Here is a 22272-nt window from a genome sequence, read left to right on the forward strand (position 1 = left end):
GTCAAGGGGGTGGAGGTGGGGATTGTTCTTGAGAGGCGATGCGGTGAACCGGGTTCTGATGTTCGTTCAGAATTTGATCGAGTTGAAAGGTTTGATTGCCATGAAGCTTCCAGAGGGCAATGGACTGATCTTGGCTGGCGGAGGCGATCGTCTGTCCATCGGGACTAAAGGCAATATCAAGTACTCGATCGCGGTGATGGTTGAGGGTTTGGAGCAGTTGACCGTCTGTAATGCGCCAGAGTTTGATAGTGCCATCCTGACCTGCTGAAGCGATTGTTTGATCATCAGGACTAAAGGCAATTGCCAATACCGCTCCCTGTCCAGTTTCCAGGGTTTGGATGAGTTGAGGATCCGTTTCAGCCTTCAGGTGCCAAAGTTTGACGCTGCCATCCTGACTGGCAGAAGCGATCGTTTGATCATCAGAACTGAAGGCAACTCGCCAAACTGTGGTGGCATGATCCAGGGTGTGTTGGGCGATTCCGGTTGAGTCCCAAAGCCGGACGGTGCGATCGGCGCTGGCAGAAGCAATCCAGTCTCCCTGAGGATGAACGGCAACATCCAAAATTGTGTCTGTATGACCATTGAAAGTTCTTAAGAGTGTGCCATCGATCGCCCAGTGTTGAACCACGCGACCCCCAGCCGCAAGGAATCCCTGTCCTGAAGGATGAAAAACTACCGCATTGACAGTACTCTCTTGCTGGAGGCGATCGAATTCTGTAATGCCACGGATTTGTTGTAGCGCAGACTCTACCTGTGGTTGAAGCTCAGGGGCAATTTGATGGGTGCGGCTCAACTCTTGCAGGCGTTGTTCCGCCCAGATGGCGTTCATTAACGTATCCAAATTGGGCGAGGACGCTGTCGCCAGTTCCACCGTCTGAGTCATGGCCCGTACTTCATTGGCAATGGCTCTTCGATACTGAGAGAGCGTAGATAGCCACAGCCACAGAAAAAAGCCAAACTTGAGGGTGACTCCCACCAGCAGCAGGGAAAGAATTGTGTTGGCTTGTCGTTGTTGCTTGAGGCGACGCTGTTCACTAGCTAACCGTCCTGCCATTTCCTTAGCGCGGGCTGCCTCCAGGGTACGCTCCATTTCCTGACGATCGAAGGTTTGGCTGGCTGCTAAAAATTGGTAGTCCACCTCGCTGAGGCTTTTTCCCTGTAACCAGTGCTGGGCATCCTTGAGGGCTTGTCCCCTGAGTAGGCGAGACTCATCCTGGCGATCGGAGATCAGCCATGCCTCCAGGGATTGGGAATAGGGACGAAGGGCGGCTAGCTGTTGGTTCACCCAGTTCAGGTTGAAGACTGCCTGGTAAATCGGATTTTTTACCCGTAGTCGATCGCCCTGCTTCACCACCAATCCAGACAGCAACAGTTCAATGTGCTCTCGGCTATCATCTACCCTCACCGGATGATTATTAAGAATCTGTTGGTAAATGCCTAGAATTTTGCCCGCTCGCTGTTCATTGCGTAAGAGGCGATCGCGGATGGTTCGCAAGTGTTCTGGTTCATCCTGGGACTCCCACTGATGGATAATGTGGGTTTGCACCAAATTTTCTACCCAGAACGAAATGGTTCCAGGCGGAATGATCAAGACTTCATCCGATCGCTCCTGGCTGATCTGCATTACCATCTGGCAGAGCTTCTGGGTTAAAAAGGGCTGTCCGTTGGTCCAGTGCAGAATTGCCTTCAGCACATCCTGCGGATTTCCCTGGTGTAGTTGGAGTCCTGCGGCGAGTGGCTGGGCTTCGTGCAGTTGGAATCCTGCTAAATGAATCGCTCGACCAATATTAAAGGGAGTCCGGTTGCGGTCTTGAATCAGATCCGAAGGAGTGGCCGCGCCAAAGATGGCAAAGGTGATTCGCTGGTAAATCGGGTTGATGGCCCGCTGGTTATAGCAGTAGCGAATCAGGGCAAAAAAGTCATCAACGGAAAAGCCCAGGCTCAGAATGCTATCAATTTCATCCACAAAGACAAACAGCCGATCGTCTGGCCAGCGGTGCAGTAGCTCCAAAATTAACCGATTCAGCCGTTGCAGCAGGGAAACTTCCTCATGCTCTTGCCACCAGGCTTTCAAGCTAAAGGCTTCCATCAGCCCAAACCCTGACCATAGCTCTGCGGCAATGCCCTTATACCACTGAGTTGGAGTCACCTGCTCACTGCCCACATTGGTCATGTCGATCGCCATACAGCGAAACCCTTCTTGCTCCAGACGATTCTTAGTGCGTACCAGCAGTGAAGATTTGCCCATCTGCCGCGAATTGAGGACATAGCAAAATTCCCCTTGCTTTAAGGCATCGTATAAGCTGCGATCGGCTTGTCGCTCTACATAGCTGGGGGCATTGCTGGTAAGGGTTCCTCCGACGTGGTAACGGTAGTGGGGCATGGGATGGGGAGTGGGGAGTGGGGAAGTGGGGAGTAGGGAAGTGGGGAGTTATGCTTTATGCAGACTGGTGTTCTTAGAAGTGCAAACTTAATAATCTAGAATTCTATTCTTGTGGGGTGGGCATCTTGCCCGCCCAGTCAGCGAGGTAAAACGTTTCACAGGTTATTTAATCCATGATCCTTAGCTTACCCTTTACGGGCTTCAGCGATCGGCATGGGTTTAACCGTCTTTTGTAATTTTGGTTGAAGGTACGGTAAAGCTATGGCGGATGGCGTTCAATACACAATTGCTGGATGATTCGCTCGCCAAACGTCGCTAGCAGGATGAGCAGATGTGTCAACACATCCTGGTTCGGTTGCTGCAATGGTTAGATGACCAGGGATGGCAGTATGGCATCGATCGAGCTTACATTTTTGGTTCCTTGAGTCAAGATCTCGATCGCTTTCTACAATCTTTCAAACAATCTCACCCACTCACCCCACTCCCTCACTCCCTCACTCCTCACTCCTCACTCCTCACTCCCTCACTCCCCTCCGTCCCTCCTGAGAAAGAATAATCAAAGTTGAAATCGTACAGACTGCCAGAATCACCAGCGATGCAGCGGCCGCCTGAGAGAAAGCGGCATCTTCAGCCGTCGCTAACCACACCTGAATTGCCAGCGTCCGAAATCCGATCGGAGCCAGCAGCAGGGTTGCGGGTAATTCCTTAATTGCAGTGAGGAAAATCAGCATCGCGCCGCTAATCATTCCGGGTCGCACGAGGGGAACCACCACATCCCGAACTGCTTGCCAGGGCGTTCTGCCCAGGCAGCGAGCCGATTCTTCTAACGTTGGGCTAACCTGCAACAGGGAATTGCGGATCATGCCTACTGCCTGCGGTAAAAACAGGATTAGGTAGGCAAAGATCAACATCGGCAGCTTCTGGTAGATGAAGGGTAAATAATTGGCTCCAAAAAAGACCAGGGATAGAGCGACAACGATTCCTGGCATGCCAAATCCCAGATAGGAAGACACCTCTAGAGAACTGCTGAAGCGGCTAGGAAACCGGACGGCCAAAATGGCGATCGGCAAAGCAAACAGCACAGAAGCGATCGCAGCTAAACTTGCTGCATAAACGGAATTAAAGGCATAGGTGAGCATTCCTGAAAACGGAGATAGCCCCGCCCCACCCAAGACGACTCCCCGATAAAGCCAGAAGCCAATCACTCCCACGGGCAACACCAGGGTCATCAAAGCGACCAGCGTACAAAACCCGATCGCCAACCCTTTCCACTTGCCCAGGGGGATAAGCCGTTGCTTTTGCTGAGAACCCGATCCTCGACTGTAATACTTAGCCTGAGTTCGAGCACGGTGCTCCAAAATCAAAATCACCAGAATCAGCAGCACTAGCATTAACGACAAAGCGGCTGCCAGGTGACGGTTAAAGCTGGCTCGATACTGCAAAAAAATCGCCCAGGTGAACGAGTCAAACCGCATCAATGCGGGCGTACCAAAATCTTGCAGGGTATAGAGGGCGACTAATAATCCTCCTGCGGCGATCGCCGGACGCAGATGGGGTAAAGTGACCCGAAAAAAAGTAGAAACAGGACTATGCCCCAAACTGCGCGAAGCTTCCTCTAAGGCAGGATCCATGCCTTGCAGGGCACTCCGGACGCTGAGTAATAAGTAGGGATAGGTGAACAGCGTAATGGCCAGGGTTGCCCCAACCCAACCGTGAATGGAGGGGAGTTGGGTGACCCCAAGGGGGCGAAGCCAAAGCTGCAAAATGCTCCCCCTTGGGCCGAAGGCTGCTAAAAGAGCAAAACTCCCCACATAGGTTGGAATTGCTAAAGGTAACGTGGTGGCGATCGTCCAAAACCGTCGCCAGGGTAAATCAGTTCGGACGGTTAAAAACGCCAGGGGAATAGCAATTAACGCTGATAGAGTGGTGGTGGCCAGGGCAAGACCAATACTATTCAGCGCAATTTCCGCTGTGCGCGGACGAGTGATGTATCGCCACAGGTCTTCCAGTCCTACCCCTGCCGTTCGAATTACCAGGTATGTCAATGGCAACAAAATCAGAATTGCTGCGAAGATACCGATCAACTGCAACATCCAGGGAGGGCGCACTTGGGGACGACTCCGGCTTTGTAGCCAACGCGATGATGCCGATCCAGGGGAAGTATTTTCAGCCACTAAAATCGTCCAAACATACTAAACAGGGAGGTGAACGGCGCGGAGGAGATACGATGAAGAGCGAACCAATTTATTAACCTACAAAACGCCCGCTTGTTCAAGTAGTTGCAGAGTTCCTTCTAGATCTGCCAGGTCGCTGAGGTCAATGCGCGGGGGATTGATCTCGTCGATCGGCAGCTGATCTTCGGGGGGTTCAATACCCACCACCAGAGGATACTCTTTGGTTTCCTGCGCGAAAAATTCCTGACCTTCCGGCGTGAGCAGATAGCGGACGAAGGCTTCCACCTCTTCCTGCTGATCAGTGGTGTTAATGATGGCCACCCCTGCGACGTTGATCATGGAACCCGCATCGTTGCGAGTGTAGTGCTGCGCCACAGGGAAGTTGGGATCTTCCGCCAGGAAGCGATAGAGGTAGTAATTGTTGGTTAAACCCAGATCAATCTCGCCGCGTCCCAGGGCTTCTACAATCGCCGTGTTGTTGTTGTAAACCACTGCCCCGTTATCCCGCATGGCTTCAAGCCACTCCAGAGCGCGATCGTCTCCTTCCGTTAAACGTAATGCTGTCACAAAGGACTGGAAGGAACCATTCGTGGGGGCCCAGGCCACCCGCCCCTGCCATTGGGGTTCCGTCAGTTCCCAGATGGAGTTGGGCAGTTCCGATGCCTCAACTAAATCGGTGTTGTAGTTGATCACCCGACTGCGGCCGAAATTCCAACCCACTGACCATCTGGAGAACGAAATCGCTCATCGACCAGAGCTAATAGATCTTCGGGAATATCGGCGGTACGGCCTTCCCGCGCCAAAGCTCCCAATGCTCCAGCATCCTGACCAAAAAACAAATCCGCAGGGCTGTTCCGGCCTTCCTCCAGAATGGTGGCCGCCAGTTCAGCGGTGTCTCCATAACGGACTTCGATCTCAATTCCCAGATCCTGTTCTGCCTGTTCAATCAGAGGCCCAATCAGGGCTTCATTTCGACCAGAGTAAATGGTGATCGTTTGGGCCAGGGCCTCACCGACTAACCCAATTCCCCAGGTCGTGAGCAGGGCAACTGCACCGATCGAAATTCGAGCAAGGTTGAACATCGCCAAGGTCAAGCTCCTTTTAGTTGAGAGTAGTTTGCAATTTCAAGGACAATATATAGCATTAACGCTAGTCACAAAACAAGAATTATTCTCAACTATTTTGGCGATCGGCACAGGCAACTGAGCTAAATGCCAGAGTTTCTGGCAAGCTATGTAGAATTCAGGGAGCTGTGAACGCCTGATCAGATCAGGATTTGACTGAATTGTCAACAGGGCAAGTATTTTGTTTGGTAATGACCAGAATCCCAATTGGCAAGATTGCCCAATGCGTATAGGATGGTCAAATAAGAATGGATCTACAATCCTAAAGGAATAAGCAGAAATCAGAATCTTTGGAGATAGTGTGCAACGTCGATTAGTCCGACCTACCGCAATGAAGTTTCCCAAGCGATCGCAAGAACGTACTAAGCCCAGCCTGACCAGAGCCGAATTGCAATCGCTAGACCGAGAAACCCTCGTCGATCTGGTTTTGCAGCAGCAAGTCCCGCAGCAGCAAGATGAGCTGAATTCGGTCGTTCAACCATCGCCCCACTCTTCCACTGCCCTTTCTCCCCAGCCCAGTGATTCTGTAGCTGATTCTGATCGATCGCCTCAGCCTGTCCCTTCAAAGTTATTCAACGCTGCAAAACCGAACGATTCAAAATCCTCTGTTTCATTGCTGGCCCTGATCGGAGCCTTGATTTTGCATGGATTGGTGTTGCTCTTTCCAATCGCCTCTCCTACGCCTGAGGTGGAAGCCGAAGCCGACGAGGAACTGATCATTCCGATGGCGGAGTTACCCCTGCGATCGCCTGAACCCCTGCCCCAGACCCCTGAGCCACCCGCCGCCGATCTCCCTCCAGAACCACCTCCACCGCAGCCCCAACCTCAACCCGAACCGCCGATCGTCGTAGTGCAACCGCCCCTGGAACCGGAACCGTCCCCACCCGCGCCTTCCCCCACTCCAGCTCCTTCCCCCTCCCCAGAACCGCAAGCCCAGGAGCCAGAGCCAGAAGAGCCAGAAGTACCGGAAGCACCCGAAGAACCGGAAACCACTACACCTTCTGATATTGCTGGCGTACCCTTAGGAGCAGCCTGGCAGGTGCTAGAACAACCCGTTACCCAGGGAGTTAATGATGCGGCATGGTATTCTGGCTCCGATGGACAAATGCGGGAAGGAATATTGGGACTGGTGGAAGTGCCGGAGTCCAACTTCGCTGAGTTTTTTGCAGGCTATCAACAGCAGTTAATCGATGCAGGGTTCACGATTCGGCCGGAAGGGGCGCATCGGGGAACGTCGATTTATCGCTTAACCTCTCCAGCGGTTGAGGGAAGGTTGTATATGACGTTGGAACCCCTGGAAGAGAACGACAGTATTCTGCTGGGAATTTGGAATCAATACCCCTGGTAGTTTTCATTGCAGACTCTTTTCACCGGGTTTGTTGGGATATAGCCCATGATGCAGGTGCAGGTGGTAACTCATAGCTTTGGCGATCGGGTGATTCTGAATCAAATTACCCTTACCCTGTCCGAGCAGCGGATTGGCATTGTCGGCAGTAATGGTTCTGGTAAAAGTACCTTTGCGCGGTTGCTGAATGGATTATTAATTCCTGATCAGGGTAATGTCTGGGTTGATCATCTGAATACGCGCCACCATACCAAAGCCGTTCGGCGTAAAGTCGGATTTGTGTTCCAGAATCCAGACAATCAGATTGTCTTTCCGATCGTAGAGGAAGATCTGGCCTTTGGTTTAAAAAATCTCAAACTGAGTCAGAGAGAAATCACCGATCGAATTCACACTATCCTTCAGCGGTATGATCTGGAGCATCTGCGCCATCAACCAACCCATCTCCTTAGCGGGGGAGAAAAACAACTGCTGGCGATCGCTTCAGTGTTGGTGATGTATCCGCAGTACATTATTTTTGATGAACCCACAACGTTACTCGATCTACGCAACCGCAATCGAATTCAGCGCACCCTCTGGCAGCTTGAACAGTCGATTATTGTGGTTTCCCATGATTTAGAGTTACTGAAAGACTTCGATCGCGTCATTGTGTTTGAAGCCGGAAAAGTGGTGATGGATGATCACCCTGCGATCGCGCTCCCCTACTATGTCCAACTCATGTCCTGAACCCCTATGAAGTCAGCCGCAACTCCCATGAGGTGGACATTGTGAGGGAACTGAAACAATTGCTACAATGGGCAGCAATTGGTGTGATGCAGCGACCTGAAATGCCCACTGCTACTCAACTAGCAAGTTTGTATCGTATTGGTTATCAACTGACGTTTACGATGCTTCAACCAATACATTTAATTTGCATTGATGCGCGAACTCAAAATCTGTATGTTCTCGCCGGATACGATGAGGAGATTGAGTTTCAAATTTTGCCCAATGGGGAGTTGTCCGATGAGTCAAACTAATTATGACGCAATGTCTGATGCGGAATTGAAGCAGTACTTTCTGAAGCATCGTGGCGATCAAGCTGCGTTTCAAGCTTATCTAGACAGAATTAATCAGCGTCCACGCAGGATTATTGCTCGTCCGGATGAGCCTGATTTTGATGAGAAGGTGCAAGCCGCAATTCGACAAAAGCTAGAAGCGATCAGAAGCAGCAACATACAGAGGACTAACATGAGGGTTGAGGGAGCCAGCGATAACAGGGATGACTAAAAAGGGATTTCGTGAAAGCCTGAAAGGTTACAGGAATGCGCTGTTGAAATGAAAGGCTTGAGCAACTGACTTCCCTCCTCGAATAAGAACTGCGATCGGTAATATCGAATATTGCCATTAAACTTTCATGACTCTTGGACTCTATATTCACCGCCGATCCCTAATTCATCGCCTTGCTGCCAGCACTAAACTCTTAATGTTGGCTGCAATGGGGATCTGGGTAGCTCTCATTCCTGATCTCCTGGGATTTGTTCCGCCCTTAACGATCGCAGGTTTGGGGTGTGTCCTATCCCGGTTACCCCTCCGTCCGCTTTGGGAGCAAATCCATCCCGTCTTCTGGCTGTTTGCAGGCATTCTGCTGATCTATGGCATTTCTGGAGATTGGACGACTGGAGCGATCGCCGTTCTGCGATTTTTGGTTCTAATCCTCTTTGCCAGCCTCATTACCCTCACCACCCGCGTGTCCGACATGGTGGAAGCGATCGAGCAAGCCCTCCAACCGTTCCAAAGATTCGGAATTCATCCGGGTAAAATTAGCCTGATGATTGCCCTGGCTCTTCGCTTAATTCCCGTTCTGCTGGATCAGGTGCGCCAAATTCAGGAAGCCCAGCAGGCTCGCGGCATCGATCGCCCGATTCTGGCTCTACTGGTTCCCCTATTCATTAAAACCTTGCGAATGGCCGATGAGTTAAGTGATGCGATCGAGGCAAGAGGATTTGAAGAATGATCGCCTACAATAAAACCATATCGTGTACGAAAATTTGATCTTCAGATCCTCTGAACTTATGGCAACTCCACATAGTGAAACCAGTAAAGTCGGGAAGCGTGGAACATTGGTTATTCCTGCCAAGTTACGGAGTCGGTTTGGGTTGAAGGAAGGATCACTGGTGATTGCAGAAGAGACACCAGAGGGCATTTTGCTGCGTCCGGCGATTGCTGTGCCCACCACGGAGCTAACTCAGGAACAGGTAGAAGAACTTTTGCTGGAAGGGATTAATAGTGGTGAATCGACGGATATGACTGAAGCGGACTGGAATAATCTGCGGCAGGTTGTGCAAACCGTTAGACAGGCTCAGTAGGTTGACCCGTGCCCAGAGTTAAGAGAACTGCTAAGGCAAAGCAGGATCTGCTAAAGCATGTTCTGTATCTTGCCCAAATTAATCCTGATATTGCGGAACGGTTTATTGAAGCCTCGGAGATGGCATTTGAAAAGCTGGCTCAGATGCCAAGGAAGGGGCAACGCCAGGAGTTCAAGTCTCCTAAATTGGTAGAGGTTCGCCGCTGGTTCATTCCTGGTTTTGACAAGTACCTGATTTTTTACCGCCCGATTACAGGCGGAATTGAGATTCTGCGAGTTTTACATGGAGTGCAGAACGTTAATACCATCATGGATGATGAAGGCTCCTGAGATCGCTTAATTCTGGATCTGAGCCACGGCGCGAAGTTTGGAGTAGAAGTCCGATGATTCTGGGGTGGGCGTAAATTGATGGATCGGTTCCCGATGGTGCGATCGCGCGACTCCAATTTCCAAAATGCCTAATTCAATGGAGGTGGCAGGCTTGAAGGTTTGAACCGGAGAACCCTTAGGTAACGTCAGCGCATCCTGGTCAGATTCACTATCTAACCCGTCATGCTCTTGACCTTCGATCGGTTGACCTTCAACATTTCCTGCAACACTGGTCAACTCAACCGGGTCAGAAGGCTCAGACACTGCTGGGGGTGCGGATGATTCGACTTCAGCAGACTGAGCTGGTGAGAACGCTGAGGTGGCAGGTGATTCGGCACGGGGTTCTTCAGCCGGACTGGTGGAAGAATGTAAATAATTGGGCTGAGGGGAAGACCCTGGCACAGGTGCAGGAGCATTAACGGGATAAAATGGCTGCGATCGAACCGAATTCAGGGCGGGTGAACGTCTGCCGTAGGTGGAAGTGGGAAAGCGACCGCAGACAATCCGTTCAAACTCGTGGTTGAAGCGATAGAGCGATCGACCTCTCCGCTTCCACAGATTCAAAATTTGCTCCACCGAAAAAGCTTTATAGCGTCCCTGGTAGAGGGCTTCAATCACCGCCAGTCGAAGCCATTGAGTTGGGTATTGGTGCAACCAGGAATTGACTAGCCGCTCTACTGTAGACCCGCCCAGATCAAAACTGTAGCGCGTCAGTAAATCCGTTACATCAATTGCCGCAGCATCCTTTGCCAGTTCGTTCATGGTTTTGGCAAATTAGGAGTTCATAATTCTAATGTAATCCTGCTATGCCATAGATGATCTACCTTTTGACAGAAAAAGGTCAAAAGTTTGAAAAGGTACTGCTTCCCTTCGTTATAATTTGCTGCCCGCTAATTGGCAAAAACTAATCTCCTGGGGTTCGGACTCCTCCCGACACCGTACCATTTAACCCAGAAAATCGACCTGGATCACCCGTCCAGTTAAAGTCATTCAAGCGGAAGTTTACTGCGCCAGCATCCCGGCTGGGACTGTAGCTCAAATTAATCGAGTAGGTACGCCTACTGTATTCCAGTGTAAAGGTGGTATCCGTATTGTTCACTCGATTCGCCTGACTTTCTAAGTAAATATTGGAACGAACTCCCAGACGGAAGGGGCCATAGATCTGCTGAACCAGACCCACCGACAACACCTGAATATCATTCACCCGATCGAAGTTGAACGGGGTTTCGCCACCCACCGCATTATAGGAGTAGGCGAGGTTAATCCCGGTGTAATCAAAAAATGGTCTGGAGAAGTTGCCGAACTGACCGAAAGTCCTACTGTTCCCGTCAAGACGGACTGAGTATCCCCATTTCCGTAAGCACTGACCGTTCCGCGTAGCCCCAGATTCAGCCGCAAAAATGGCACCACTGGGTTCGGCGTATAGCGTAGTCCCTGATCGGGTGTGGGCGGGAGTCCGGGCTGTGACCATAGCAGGAACGAACGATTCAGGGCAGCACTCGCCTGATACCGCGCCAGGCTAATCCGGTTGTTGGGCCGAATCCCAGTGACCGGATCCGGATCCGGCAATAACTCCCTCAAGCTGGCAGCGTCATCTGGATCAGCATCGACTCCAAACGCTCGTGCCACGTTGATATCTGAATTAATGGCTTGAATCCCACCCTGATAGCTCAAGGTAATGCCAGTATCTCCTAAGGGCACCACTGGGGAAGTCACCACAAAGCCAACGCTCGACTGAACATTCTGGAAGCCCAGGGAACCGTTGAATAACCGATCGCGGTAGCTATACTCCAGGGCAAGGTTATGGTTGAACAAACTCTGGTTCGCCCGCACACTGGCACGATAGGTATCACCAAAGTTATCCGCTCCAAAATCCAGCGAGGTAAAGGTGACGTTGGCATCAAAAGAGGTTCCACGACGGGGAGTAGCATCCAGTCGCACAATTAACCCATAGGATGAGGGATCAAAAAATCCTTCTTCATCGATCGCCCGTTGCACCAAAATTTGCGGAGTCAGGGTCAGCAAAGCGATGGGGCCAATATCATACTGAAACGATCGCTCAATAAACAGCCCGCCTCGATCGCGTTCATCAAACCCAACCGTCAACAATCCTGAATCCCGCTGGCGGTTGTCAATCACCAATCGCTCCCGGAACAGCGGCAAGTTAAGCCCCTGATCAAATACGAGCCGAGGATTACGGGCCGAATTTCCGTTTGAAATGGGGAAATCGGTCGCACCGTAACAAACCTCGATCGCAGCTCTAATTCTGGGGGCGAAAACGGATCGTTGGTAATCCGGACATTGGTGGCTTCCCACTCATCCCCCTCAAAGCGAATTTCGTCTGCCTCGTAGCGCAATCGAGAAATTTCACCCTCCGGGGCCGGCAAACCAGAGATTTGGTTCGGTGTATCCACCCCAAAAATAATGCCCCCCGGACTACCAAAGACTCGCAACGGTTGCTCACTGGCAAGGCGATCGCCCAGGGGACGGGTCACATCTCGATCGGCACTAATATCGGTGGGCAGACCCGTGGGGGCTGTATCCTGGCCAGTTCCGGTAAGAACAATTCTCCCCTGGCTTGCTGAACACTCCCCTGATCCAGCGTCAGGTTATAGGTAATACGCTCACCTCGCAAAACCTGGGCACCTCGAATCAAGGCTGCATCTCCATCCGCAACGGCAATTCGGTTGGGAATATTCACCTGCAAGCGATCGGAAAGCAAAACGGCCCCCTGGAACCGCAATTCCACATTGCCCTCTGCCAAAAAGACCTGCCGCACCTCATCGTATTCCTGGCGATCGGCAGTCAGTTCAATAATATTTTGAGTGGCGGGTTGAACGGGGGGCAATTGTCCATCGGGTACTGCATCCGGAGCTTCTTCAACCTCCGGACTTTCCTGCCCAGGAATAATTAAAATCTCTCCCGCAGGCGGCACCGGCACGGGTGGTAAGGGCGGTAAAGGTGGAATTTCTCCCTCAGGGACAGGACGCTCCCCCTCAGGAATGGGCGGCAATCCTCCCGGCAGTTGAGCAATAAACACCCACTCATGGTTCCAATCATAGGTGAGTTCAGGAACCTGTGTCGCTGGAATAGTAGACGCAGAAATGGGGCCAAAAACAGGAGCGATCGGCGGTAGCTCAACCCATAAAGGTAAGGATGAAGAGTTAGCATTTCCGCCCAGCTCAATCCCTCTAGAATTCACTGGAGATGTACTGCTCACCGAGCCAGCCCGATGAACAGCCTCAGTTATTTCAATCGTTTCAGCAGGGTCTTCATGATTCTCACGCGCAGCATTCCCTGAGCCAGCATTCCCTGAGCCAGCATTCCCTGAATCAGCATCCACTGTTGAAGGTGATTCCACTTCAACCTCCAGAACAGTTGCCCCAGACGGAGCAGGTTCAGGAAGCACTAAGTCGATGACGGGTTCAGTGATCGAACCATCGACCGAACCATTGATCAAATCACTAGCAGAACGACTGACCGTAGAAGGAACATGATTAGCCTCCGCAGATACATGAGATGTCGGCAGAGTAGACGATTCCTCGATCGCTTGAGTTGCTGGGTCTGAATTCCCAGTTTCCTGAGCATTGAAATTCTGGATGCTGAAATCCTGGGCGTTAAAATCCTGAACGCTGATTTCTAGAACATTCGTTTCCTGAACGTCAACGATCGCAGGTGGGGGAGGCGGCGAAACCGGATAGGGCATACTCTAACACACAATAAAAATAGACGGTTCGCCCAAAAAGCAGGACTGAAGCCGCCCTCGTAGAAGGAGTAAAACTTGGAATTCGGGTGTAGGGAGCCTGAAAGTAAATGCTGGAATAAAACTCCAAGACACCGATTCAGTCATTTTGTTCCCTACCCCAACTTCCAATCCCTAATACCGAATCGGTGCAGCTAATCTACAGTGCGATCGGTATATTACCTTATCAAAGTTGGTCTTATCAAAGTTGGTTGGGAAAACTATTCGAGATCCCGCCGCTTCGGATTACGAGCTGGGTCATTCGACAGGAATCCAAAGACAAACAATCCAACAAAGAAAGCAACAACGAGATAAACCACAATCTTAAGCGTCAGCATCGGGAAAACCTCCGGCAGCGAGTTTTCACATATAGATAAGCTTTATTATCTTAATCGAAAGCCTGCACCCTTTTGGAGTGGAGAGTTTTAAAAAGGTGGAAGGCAGGAGAAGGAGACAGGAGAGAGGCGAAAGTTAAGGATCGTGAATTGAATAACTTGCCAATCATTCTGCCTTGCTGACTGGGCGGGCAAGATGCCCACCCCACAAGAAGTTCAGGTTATTTAATTTGCATTCCTAAGAGACAGAAGGCGGAAGGCGGAAGGCGAGTGGAAGGTAGAGTTCATGCTTGCAGGTAGGATGCCTGCGCTACGGCATAATTTCCTGACTCCTCCCCCTCACTCCTCACTCCTCACTCCTCTCCCTCACTCCTCACTCCACAACTCCCCGTCTCACAACCATACTCCGATCGATAGATCGAGGAACGCTTGCCAAACAGGGTGTAACGGTTATCGCGGATTTGCTCGTAGGTGCGATCGCCCAGCCACTTGACTCCTGGGAAGGCGCGGTAAGCCTCCACAAAAATCGCTCCCATTGGTAATAGTCTGCCGATTTCTTCTGCGGCATCACTGCCCTGCCAGCGACGATCGGGTTGATTCGCATCAATTAAAATCATGCCCATTTCACAGTCTGCTGCCGTAATGTTGAACCGATCGAGGGTCGGTTGATCCTGCATCGGCGTATAGAAAAATTGTTGGCCGCGATCGAGGGTTTCTAAAAGTTTGACAAGGTTGACGCAAAGATTACAGTTTCCGTCATAAATCACATGATATTTCTGACTGGTCGCCATCGTTTTCAACAAATCCTTTGGTTCGATCGCATCAAGTTTTTATCGCACTCAACTCCATTAAAGCGTCTGAACATTTAAAGCGTCTGAACATTCATAGTGTCTGCCACGGTCAATCGTTGGAGGGCAGAATGAGTCCAAACCTTACCGAGACTCAGCGTTCCCCTCCCCTTCTTTAGCTTGACCCTGATCCCTTCTCTCCTCAAGCGCAGCAAATCAGAGAGAAATGATTAAGATTTTTTTCTCTAAAAAAAGATAAATTTTTCTTAACCGCAGCATTAACGTATTCTTCACCATTAAGCAGTAGGATGCTTCCGACACGTTGAAATCACGGTAGCCTCCGATCGGCTGCAATGCTTACACTCGTGTTAAAAGTCCGTTCAACAAGTAGGATGTTAGAGTAGCTGGATGCCAGAACATCCAGAAGGACGTTTGGTTTCCAAGAGGTTGCTTAAAAGTGCTGAATGCTACCCCGATCGCGCTCTTACCCCCTAACCCTGGTGGGGAATTGACCAAAGCTCTCCCCAATTATGAGGACTTAGGGATACGAATACAGCACGTTTGTTACTTTTCAAACAGCCTCTAAACATGACAATGCTGAACCATACCTGCCCCCTTCCATCACTCCGTAAGTAGGTGGATGAGTGCAGGCTACAGTAATGCTGATTCAGGTGTTTATGTTGAGAATTGGTATTCTTTGATCCACAAGAACTTATCGTCGTAGCCCCCGCTAATCAGGTTTATTTCAAGGTCTAACTGCACTGTATCGAAGTGGTAAATGAAAGTTGTACCCCTGCTGACTAAATCATGACTAATCCTTCTACTCAATCTAATTCTGTGATCAGTCCTTTAGGGGCTGAAGATGTTGTCATTCGTACTGAGAATGTCTCGATTTTCTATGGGACATTTCAGGCTGTACGGAATGTCTTCCTGGATGTTCCGAAAAATAAAGTCGTGGCGTTCATTGGCCCGTCAGGTTGCGGTAAAAGTACCCTGCTACGGTGCTACAACCGTTTGAACGACTTGATTCCCAGTGCACGAGTGGAAGGCAAAATTACCTATCAGGGTACTGACCTGTACGATCCAAAGGTTGATCCGGTTGAAGTCCGTCGTCGCGTTGGTATGGTGTTTCAGCGTCCCAACCCCTTTCCTAAGACGATCTACGACAATATTGCCTACGGAGCCAGAATCAACGGGTATAAGGGCGATATGGATGAATTGGTGGAGCGATCGCTGCGAGGAGCGGCTTTGTGGGATGAGGTGAAGGACAAGCTGAAGGCGAGTGGTCTGTCTCTGTCCGGTGGACAACAGCAACGGCTCTGTATTGCCCGGACGATCGCCATTGAGCCTGAGGTGATCTTGATGGATGAACCCTGCTCTGCCCTTGACCCCATTTCGACCCTGCGGGTTGAAGACCTGATCCATGAGCTGAAGCAGCAATTCACCATTATCATCGTGACCCACAACATGCAGCAGGCTTCGCGGGTGGCGGATTACACGGCGTTCTTCAATGCTGAGGCAGGGCCAGGCGGCAGCCGATTTGGTTATTTGGTGGAATACGACAGAACGGAGAGAATCTTTAACTCGCCGCAACAGCAAGCGACTCAAGACTATGTGAGCGGTCGTTTCGGTTAAGCTTTTATTTCTGAAATTAAACTACAACTCTTGTGGGGTAGGCATCTTGCCTGCCCCTCTGTTTTTTGATCTACTCCTTATCCATATCCATCCCAATTTGACCCACCTCTGTCCCCTCCCGGTTTAACCCACCCTCAGCCCCTCCCAGGAGGGGATTTTTTAGGAGTGCTACTTTGACAGGAGGGATTGACGGACGTTCCCCTCTTGGGAGGGGTCAGGGGCGGGTGAAGCTGTGCGTATGGCTACTATGGACTAAATGGACTAACCGAATCGTCCTGCCACGTAATCCTGGGTTCGCGTATCGATCGCAGCGTTGAAAATCTGTGGGGTTGAGCCGAACTCTACCATTTGCCCAATCTGGCTTTCATCTGTGCTGAAAAATGCCGTGTAGTCCGACACGCGAGCGGCTTGCTGCATGTTGTGGGTCACAATCACGATCGATAGCGTTTCGCGGAGGGTGGTGATCAAGGCTTCGATCTTCATGGTGGCGATCGGGTCAAGGGCAGAGCAGGGTTCATCCATCAGCAGTACCTTGGGTGCAACCGCCAGGGCCCGGGCAATGCACAATCGCTGTTGTTGACCACCGGATAAGCCCAGGGCTGACTTATGCAGATGATCCTTCACTTCATCCCATAACGCTGCGTTGACCAGGGCTGACTCCACCATTTGATCCAGTTCTACCGCCGATCGCCGTTCTGCAATCCGAATTCCGTAGGCCACATTGTCGTAAATGCTCATGGCAAACGGGTTGGGGCGTTGGGACACCATGCCAATTTGCCGCCGCAGCCGATTCAGGTTCACCTTTGGACTGTAGATATCTTGCCCCCAAAACTCAACTCGACCTTCGACCTTGACCTGCGCTTCCAGTTCACCGATCCGGTTAAGGGCTTTGATAAAGGTAGACTTACCACAGCCAGACGGGCCAATAATGGCCGTCACCTTCCGCTGAGGCATGGCCATTGTCACCCCTTCCAGCACCTTCCGAGAGCCGTAGTAAAACCCTAAATCAATCGCTTGCAGGGCCGGAATTTCACCGTTGAGGATATGGGAGGTGAAGGTGGGGGAATTTGAGGGTGAGGGGCGATCGACTTGGGTTGAGTCAGATGAATCAGCGTTAAACGTCATGGGTCTGTGGGAATACGGGTGAGCAAGCGAGAGCAAATATTAATCAGCAGCAAGACTCCCAGCAGCACCAGGGCAGCCGTCCAGGCCATGTCATTTTGCTCCTGGTAGGGAGAGAAGGCGTAGTTATAAATCAACACTGACATTGAGGACGACGGACTTTGCAAACTTCTCATCCAGTTGTCGCTGAAGAGGGCCGTAAAAATTAGAGGAGCCGTTTCACCCGCCGCCCGGGCGATCGACAGCAGGACTCCGGTAATGATTCCGGGAGTAGCAGCCCGCAGCACCACTTTGAGGATGGTTTGAAACCGGGTTCCCCCCAATGCGGCCGAAGCCAGCCGTTGTTCCTGGGGCACCAGGGTCAGTGCCGCCTCCGTGGCAAGAATGACAATTGGCAACATCAACACCGCCAGGGCAAAGCTCCCTGCGATCGCCGAGAATTGCCGGGTCGTTAGCACAATCACCCCATAGGCAAACACCCCGACCACGATCGAGGGGACTCCACTCAAGATCGTCACCAGAAATCGGACAAGATTGGCGGTTTGGGAATTGCGGCTAAACTCTGATAAATACACTGCCGCCATAATCCCCAGGGGCACGCTCACCAGAGCGGCTAACCCCACCATGACCACTGTACCGACGATCGCATTGGCAAATCCATTGGGAACGCCTTCTAATCCCACAGGGGCGGGTAAACTCGTCAATGCCTCCCAGCTCAGGTTGGGTAAACCCTGGTGCAGAATGGCAAACAACACTGCAAAGAGGGGCAGAATGGCAATTCCAGTCAGCAAAAAAGCGGTTCCCGCCATGCCATAGCTAAACAATTGTCGTTGCCAGGATAAAGGGCGATGCAGATCGATCGCTGCCCGGTTCTGGCTCAAGGATGATTTCATGGACACTTCACAGGAGCGGATGGGATTGACGGCCGAATCGTTGCACGATCAGCGTGGCTGCGATATTTACCAGCAGCGTCAGGACAAACAAAATCAGAGCCAGATACATTAGGGAGGCGATGTGTAAGGGGTCTAAGGCTTCGCCAAACTCATTCGCCAATACGGCCGGAATGGTGTAACCCAAATTCAGCAGAGAGGCACTAATCACCGGAGAGTTGCCGATCACCATCGTTACCGCCATTGTTTCTCCCAAGGCCCGTCCTAACGCCAGGGTAATCGCCCCCAAAATGCCAGGACTGGCAGTGGGTAAGGTGATGCGAAAGATGGTTTCCCATTGGGTTGCTCCCAGCGATCGAGAGGCAGTCCGCTGTTCCTTGGGTAGGGCGAGCAGCACATCCCGGCTGATGGCGGCTATGGTTGGCAGAATCATGATGGCTAGAACTACGCCTGCCACAAATAAGCCTGGGCCGTAGGGTGGCGTACTAAAGAGTGGAATCCAACTCAGATGATCGAACAACCAGAATTGCACTGGATCGAGGAATGGAATCAGGACAAAAATGCCCCATAGCCCAATGATCACACTGGGAATGGCGGCAATCAATTCCACCAGGAAAGCCAGGGGAAATCTGATCCACCGAGGCAGGAAATTTTCGCTGGTGAGTAAGGCAACTGCCAGACCGATCGGCACCGCCAGACCGATCGCCATCACCGAAGTCACCAGCGTCCCATAGACATAGGGCAACGCCCCAAAGGTCAACCCGCCAATGTCCCAGTCCTGACTCCACAGAAAAGCCAGACCATACTCCTGGAGAGCCGGTCGAGCTGCGTTTAAAATGACCCCCACCATCCAAAACAGCACGAAGACCACGCTGACCGCCAGGGTTCGCACCAGCCAGGTAAAGCCGCGATCGACCATCAATGGGGCTGTGTCGGTAGTGGTGATGTCTACCTCCAGCAGGGAAGAAGTTTGCCCGATTCTAGAGAATGGAGCGGCCGATTCAGAGGGTTGGGTCATATTGGTTTAGGGGCCGGTGACTTCGCGGTCTACAATTGCCAGTACCCGCTGTACCACTGGTTCCGGAATCCGAGTGTAGTCTAGCGAGTTGTTCAAAGTCTGGCCGTCCGTCAACACCCACCGCACCATTTGTTTCACAGCCTCTGCCATTTCAGCGGATTCATACTGCTTGTAGATCATGATCCAGGTAAGTCCAGCGATCGGATATCCCTCGGTTGGATCATCAACAAACACGCGGAAGTTATCTGGAAATTCCAGGGAAGACAGGGCCGCTTCAGTCGCTTCCAGGCTGGGCGTAATGTATTCTCCAGCCCGGTTTTCGATCGCCGCGTAGGTCAAATTGTTTTGTTCAGCAAAGGCTAACTCAACATAGCCAATCCCCCCGCGCGTCCGAGCCACCTGAGAGGCAACCCCCGGATTCCCCCGACCGCGAATTTCGTTAATCGACCAGTTGGGAGCGGTGCCAGTCCCCACCCGTCCCCGGAAGTAAGGATCGATCGCGCTCAGGTGATTGGTAAAAATGAAGGTTGTGCCACTGCCATCGGCTCGCACCACGGGACGGATCGGTAGATCCGGTAGAGAAACACCAGGATTGGCAGCAGCAATCACATCATCATTCCAGCGGGTAATTTGCCCGGAGAAAATCCCGGTCAGAGCCTCACGGGAAAGCCGCAGATCGTTTACCCCTGGCAAGTTGAAAACCACCGCCACCGCTCCTCCAGCAGTGGGAACCAGGATCACCCCTCGATCGCCCACATCGGCAATCTGAGCATCGGTCATGGCGGCATCACTGCCCCCAAAATCAACCGTGCCTGCAATGACTTGCCGGATTCCCGCACCACTGCCGACAGCCTGATAGTTAACTGTAATTCCAGATTGATTTCTAAATTCGGCAAAGTAACGTTGATAAAGCGGAGCCGGAAAAGTTGCTCCTGCCCCATTCAGTTCTTCAACTTGGGCGATCGCCGACAGAATTGGACTGAATGCAAAAGCCGTTGCCATTGCAGAGGTGACAACGGCTCGACGCAATGTACGGGTAGAAAGGATCATGACAGTTCTCCTCACGTTTTGAGGCTAAAAAAATAAGCAGTCTGAAGATAAGTGGCTGAAAATAATTGCTCATTTAGCCAACATTGATAAACGTACAACTAACCTGGTTAAGTCCATTTGATGGGCAGATTAATGTTTGGTTAAAAATACTTTGTTTAAGACTTGACGCATCAATTTAAGTTGATTTGCTTTCTGTCTAATAAATAAAAATCAAGGCAATATAACAAGAATTTTCAAAGTAGATTTTGATGAATTCAAATAGGTTAAGCCAAGTTTAATCCTGATTTAAGCCAAAGCTTTTCTATGTAAACCAGGGTATAACTATATAGAATCCTTGATGGAAGAGGGCTATTTCTTCTGATGGGCTAGTCTACGGTGCTTGCTGATTAAGGATTTCAAGTAAAGTTGTTATCTTTAAGAACAAGTGCAGCGGGATTTATGGATGTAAATAAATTGGTTTGAATCAGACTGCAAGATGGAGAAAATGTTCGATCGCTTTTTTGAATCAATCAGCTTTAAAGAGGGTTTTGATTTATCATGGATTGCAGGTTGAAACAGTGCTGTACTCGTCCATCATTTTTGTTATTTGAGTTACAAAATCAGGCTAAGTTTAGTTGGGTTTGAGTATTTGGTTGGGGACATCCCATTGATGCAAACTGATCGACTGCCGTAGGGCAGGCATCTTGCCTGCCGGTCAGATATTGGTCATGTAAATACAAGATTGGGATACGTCCTTTGGCTTGGCGCGAATTCTCCTCTTTCCTGTTTTGATTGGCTTCACCCCCTTCAGACTCATGGCTCAATCCCCCTTGCTCAAAAATTTTCCTGCCTCCTGGCAATCCTTTTTGCGTCCCATGCTGCTGCTCTCCCTGGGACTTCATGCCCTGGTTTTGTTGGTTCCCCTGCCGTCCAACCAACCATCGGAGATCGAAGAAGTCCCTGAGGAAGAGAGTATTAGCCTGACTCAGATTCCCTCCCAAGCTCAAACCGTTGAAGCCTCTCCTTCCCCGACTCCTGCCGTTGCTCCGCCCCCCAGCCCACCGCCTCCTTCCCCCATTGCCCCTCTCGCTCCAGCCATTGCGCCTCCAACGACTCCACCCCTCGCCATCGCTCCCCAACCTGCTCCGGAAGCGGCTTCAGCAGAAATTCCTGATCCCAGCCCCAATCCGCCTGCGCCCGATCCCTTCGCTGCTGATTTTCCCCGCTACCCCAATGCCCAACCCGGTTCATTCGGACTGCCCCAGGATTTTGAACCCTTCAGCTTTAGAACACCAGATGCCCTCTCCACGGTCGATCGCTGGTTTGAGGAACAGCTTTCAGCCCAGCAATTTCTAGCGCAACCGATCGAGGAATTCTCGGAAACGGGGCGATCGGTTTATCGAGTCTCTAGAGGGGATGCAGTGAAATACTTGACCTTGATTCCTAATGCAGAAGGGGCGGGAACCAGTTATCTCCTGAGCGATCAGCCCCTACCGGAGGATCTGGGAAGCCGTCGCGTCGTCAGCGTTGAAGAAGTGCAGTTTTACGGAGATCTGGCGGATATCATTCCAAATCCCAGTGGCGAAGCAGAAAGTCCCTGGCAGGAAATTGATCCAAACCGCCTGCCTGATCCCAATGCGTTCTATAGCAATCTGGCAGAAATTGATTTATTACAGGGAGATATTGCAGAGTGGCGATCGGGCATCCAAAGGGCCGTCCTCGCCGCACGGCAAAATAACCCCCAGGCTCTATTCTCTGAGCGGTTCCAAACTCCGTTAGAAATTGCTGATTACACCATCACCCCCCAGGGGCAATATGGCGGCGGCGAACTGTATCAAATCAGCCGAGATGGCGTGACGGGTTATATCAGTCTGGTTCCCACAACGGATAACGTCGCAACCGCAATCTTCATCTGGAACCGAACGCCCAACTAACTTCCCCCTATCCCCATACGATCGCATCCCCTTCGCCCAACAA

Annotated in this window: 20 protein-coding genes and 2 pseudogenes; 10 read left to right on the plus strand and 12 right to left on the minus strand. The window is 51.2% G+C overall.

The window, feature by feature from the left end; all coding sequences use genetic code 11:
* Window position 1 precedes the first annotated feature (1 nt).
* A complete protein-coding gene (locus ACM1PF_RS16870) occupies window positions 2-2383 on the minus strand; it encodes an AAA-like domain-containing protein (protein ID WP_416676438.1) in 2382 nt (793 codons plus the stop codon).
* Window positions 2384-2714: 331 nt separating this feature from the next.
* On the opposite strand from ACM1PF_RS16870, the gene ACM1PF_RS16875 reads away from it, so the two are divergent.
* Window positions 2715-2939, plus strand: coding sequence for a hypothetical protein (locus ACM1PF_RS16875; protein ID WP_416676439.1), 225 nt, complete (start codon window positions 2715-2717; stop codon window positions 2937-2939).
* Here the strand turns inward: ACM1PF_RS16875 and ACM1PF_RS16880 are convergent.
* Complete coding sequence (locus ACM1PF_RS16880; RefSeq protein ID WP_416676689.1) at window positions 2899-4476, minus strand: ABC transporter permease; 1578 nt, start codon at window positions 4474-4476, stop codon at window positions 2899-2901. The genes ACM1PF_RS16875 and ACM1PF_RS16880 overlap by 41 nt on opposite strands.
* Before the next feature lie 159 nt (window positions 4477-4635).
* Window positions 4636-5639, minus strand: a pseudogene (locus tag ACM1PF_RS16885) (iron ABC transporter substrate-binding protein).
* A 343-nt stretch (window positions 5640-5982) separates the two neighbouring features.
* Here ACM1PF_RS16885 and ACM1PF_RS16890 point away from each other — a divergent pair.
* From ACM1PF_RS16890 to ACM1PF_RS16920, 7 genes are all read left to right on the plus strand, one after another.
* Complete coding sequence (locus tag ACM1PF_RS16890; RefSeq protein ID WP_416676440.1) at window positions 5983-7029, plus strand: hypothetical protein; 1047 nt, start codon at window positions 5983-5985, stop codon at window positions 7027-7029.
* A 45-nt stretch (window positions 7030-7074) separates the two neighbouring features.
* The gene (locus tag ACM1PF_RS16895; RefSeq protein WP_416676441.1) at window positions 7075-7749 is read left to right on the plus strand and encodes an energy-coupling factor ABC transporter ATP-binding protein; all 675 of its coding nucleotides are present in this window, start codon (window positions 7075-7077) and stop codon (window positions 7747-7749) included.
* A 101-nt stretch (window positions 7750-7850) separates the two neighbouring features.
* Window positions 7851-8039, plus strand: a complete 189-nt coding sequence (locus ACM1PF_RS16900) for a DUF6888 family protein (RefSeq protein WP_416676690.1) — start codon at window positions 7851-7853, stop codon at window positions 8037-8039.
* Window positions 8026-8289 (plus strand): DUF6887 family protein, encoded by a 264-nt coding sequence (locus ACM1PF_RS16905; RefSeq protein ID WP_416676442.1) that lies wholly within the window; start codon window positions 8026-8028, stop codon window positions 8287-8289. The genes ACM1PF_RS16900 and ACM1PF_RS16905 overlap by 14 nt, the downstream gene beginning before the upstream one ends.
* 127 nt (window positions 8290-8416) lie before the next feature.
* A complete protein-coding gene (locus ACM1PF_RS16910) occupies window positions 8417-9016 on the plus strand; it encodes an energy-coupling factor transporter transmembrane component T family protein (RefSeq protein WP_416676443.1) in 600 nt (199 codons plus the stop codon).
* A gap of 58 nt (window positions 9017-9074) precedes the next feature.
* A complete protein-coding gene (locus tag ACM1PF_RS16915) occupies window positions 9075-9368 on the plus strand; it encodes an AbrB/MazE/SpoVT family DNA-binding domain-containing protein (protein ID WP_416676444.1) in 294 nt (97 codons plus the stop codon).
* Between the two features lie 8 nt (window positions 9369-9376).
* On the plus strand, window positions 9377-9697 hold the full coding sequence (locus ACM1PF_RS16920; RefSeq protein ID WP_416676445.1) for a type II toxin-antitoxin system RelE/ParE family toxin: 321 nt from the start codon (window positions 9377-9379) through the stop codon (window positions 9695-9697).
* Between the two features lie 6 nt (window positions 9698-9703).
* On the opposite strand, the gene ACM1PF_RS16925 is transcribed toward ACM1PF_RS16920, so the two are convergent.
* The 5 genes and pseudogenes from ACM1PF_RS16925 to ACM1PF_RS16945 form a co-directional block, all read right to left on the minus strand.
* The gene (locus ACM1PF_RS16925) at window positions 9704-10498 is read right to left on the minus strand and encodes a hypothetical protein (RefSeq protein WP_416676446.1); all 795 of its coding nucleotides are present in this window, start codon (window positions 10496-10498) and stop codon (window positions 9704-9706) included.
* 142 nt (window positions 10499-10640) lie between these two features.
* Window positions 10641-12231, minus strand: a pseudogene (locus ACM1PF_RS16930) (DUF3769 domain-containing protein).
* Window positions 12228-13442, minus strand: coding sequence for a hypothetical protein (locus tag ACM1PF_RS16935; protein ID WP_416676447.1), 1215 nt, complete (start codon window positions 13440-13442; stop codon window positions 12228-12230). Before ACM1PF_RS16935 ends, ACM1PF_RS16930 begins: the two are co-directional and overlap by 4 nt.
* 257 nt (window positions 13443-13699) lie before the next feature.
* Window positions 13700-13816, minus strand: coding sequence for a photosystem II reaction center protein I (locus ACM1PF_RS16940; RefSeq protein ID WP_416676448.1), 117 nt, complete (start codon window positions 13814-13816; stop codon window positions 13700-13702).
* A 350-nt stretch (window positions 13817-14166) separates the two neighbouring features.
* A complete protein-coding gene (locus tag ACM1PF_RS16945) occupies window positions 14167-14604 on the minus strand; it encodes a thiol-disulfide oxidoreductase DCC family protein (protein WP_416676449.1) in 438 nt (145 codons plus the stop codon).
* An 801-nt stretch (window positions 14605-15405) separates the two neighbouring features.
* On the opposite strand from ACM1PF_RS16945, the gene pstB (ACM1PF_RS16950) reads away from it, so the two are divergent.
* Window positions 15406-16236, plus strand: a complete 831-nt coding sequence (pstB, locus tag ACM1PF_RS16950; RefSeq protein WP_416676692.1) for a phosphate ABC transporter ATP-binding protein PstB — start codon at window positions 15406-15408, stop codon at window positions 16234-16236.
* A gap of 261 nt (window positions 16237-16497) precedes the next feature.
* On the opposite strand, the gene pstB (ACM1PF_RS16955) is transcribed toward pstB (ACM1PF_RS16950), so the two are convergent.
* The 4 genes from pstB (ACM1PF_RS16955) to pstS are packed head-to-tail and all read right to left on the minus strand — an operon-like array spanning window position 16498 to window position 20316.
* Entirely contained in the window at window positions 16498-17361 is an 864-nt protein-coding gene (gene pstB, locus ACM1PF_RS16955; protein ID WP_416676450.1) for a phosphate ABC transporter ATP-binding protein PstB, read from the minus strand.
* Complete coding sequence (pstA, locus tag ACM1PF_RS16960; protein ID WP_416676451.1) at window positions 17358-18251, minus strand: phosphate ABC transporter permease PstA; 894 nt, start codon at window positions 18249-18251, stop codon at window positions 17358-17360. Before pstA ends, pstB (ACM1PF_RS16955) begins: the two co-directional genes overlap by 4 nt.
* Before the next feature lie 7 nt (window positions 18252-18258).
* The gene (pstC, locus tag ACM1PF_RS16965) at window positions 18259-19266 is read right to left on the minus strand and encodes a phosphate ABC transporter permease subunit PstC (protein WP_416676452.1); all 1008 of its coding nucleotides are present in this window, start codon (window positions 19264-19266) and stop codon (window positions 18259-18261) included.
* A 6-nt stretch (window positions 19267-19272) separates the two neighbouring features.
* A complete protein-coding gene (gene pstS / locus ACM1PF_RS16970) occupies window positions 19273-20316 on the minus strand; it encodes a phosphate ABC transporter substrate-binding protein PstS (protein WP_416676453.1) in 1044 nt (347 codons plus the stop codon).
* A 794-nt stretch (window positions 20317-21110) separates the two neighbouring features.
* Between pstS and ACM1PF_RS16975 the strand changes: the two genes are divergently transcribed.
* Window positions 21111-22229 (plus strand): hypothetical protein, encoded by a 1119-nt coding sequence (locus ACM1PF_RS16975; RefSeq protein WP_416676454.1) that lies wholly within the window; start codon window positions 21111-21113, stop codon window positions 22227-22229.
* Window positions 22230-22272 lie beyond the last annotated feature (43 nt).

It is taken from the genome of Egbenema bharatensis FJBBOT/2019 (genome assembly GCF_048077055.1).
Taxonomy (GTDB): Bacteria; Cyanobacteriota; Cyanobacteriia; order Elainellales; family Elainellaceae; genus Egbenema; species Egbenema bharatensis.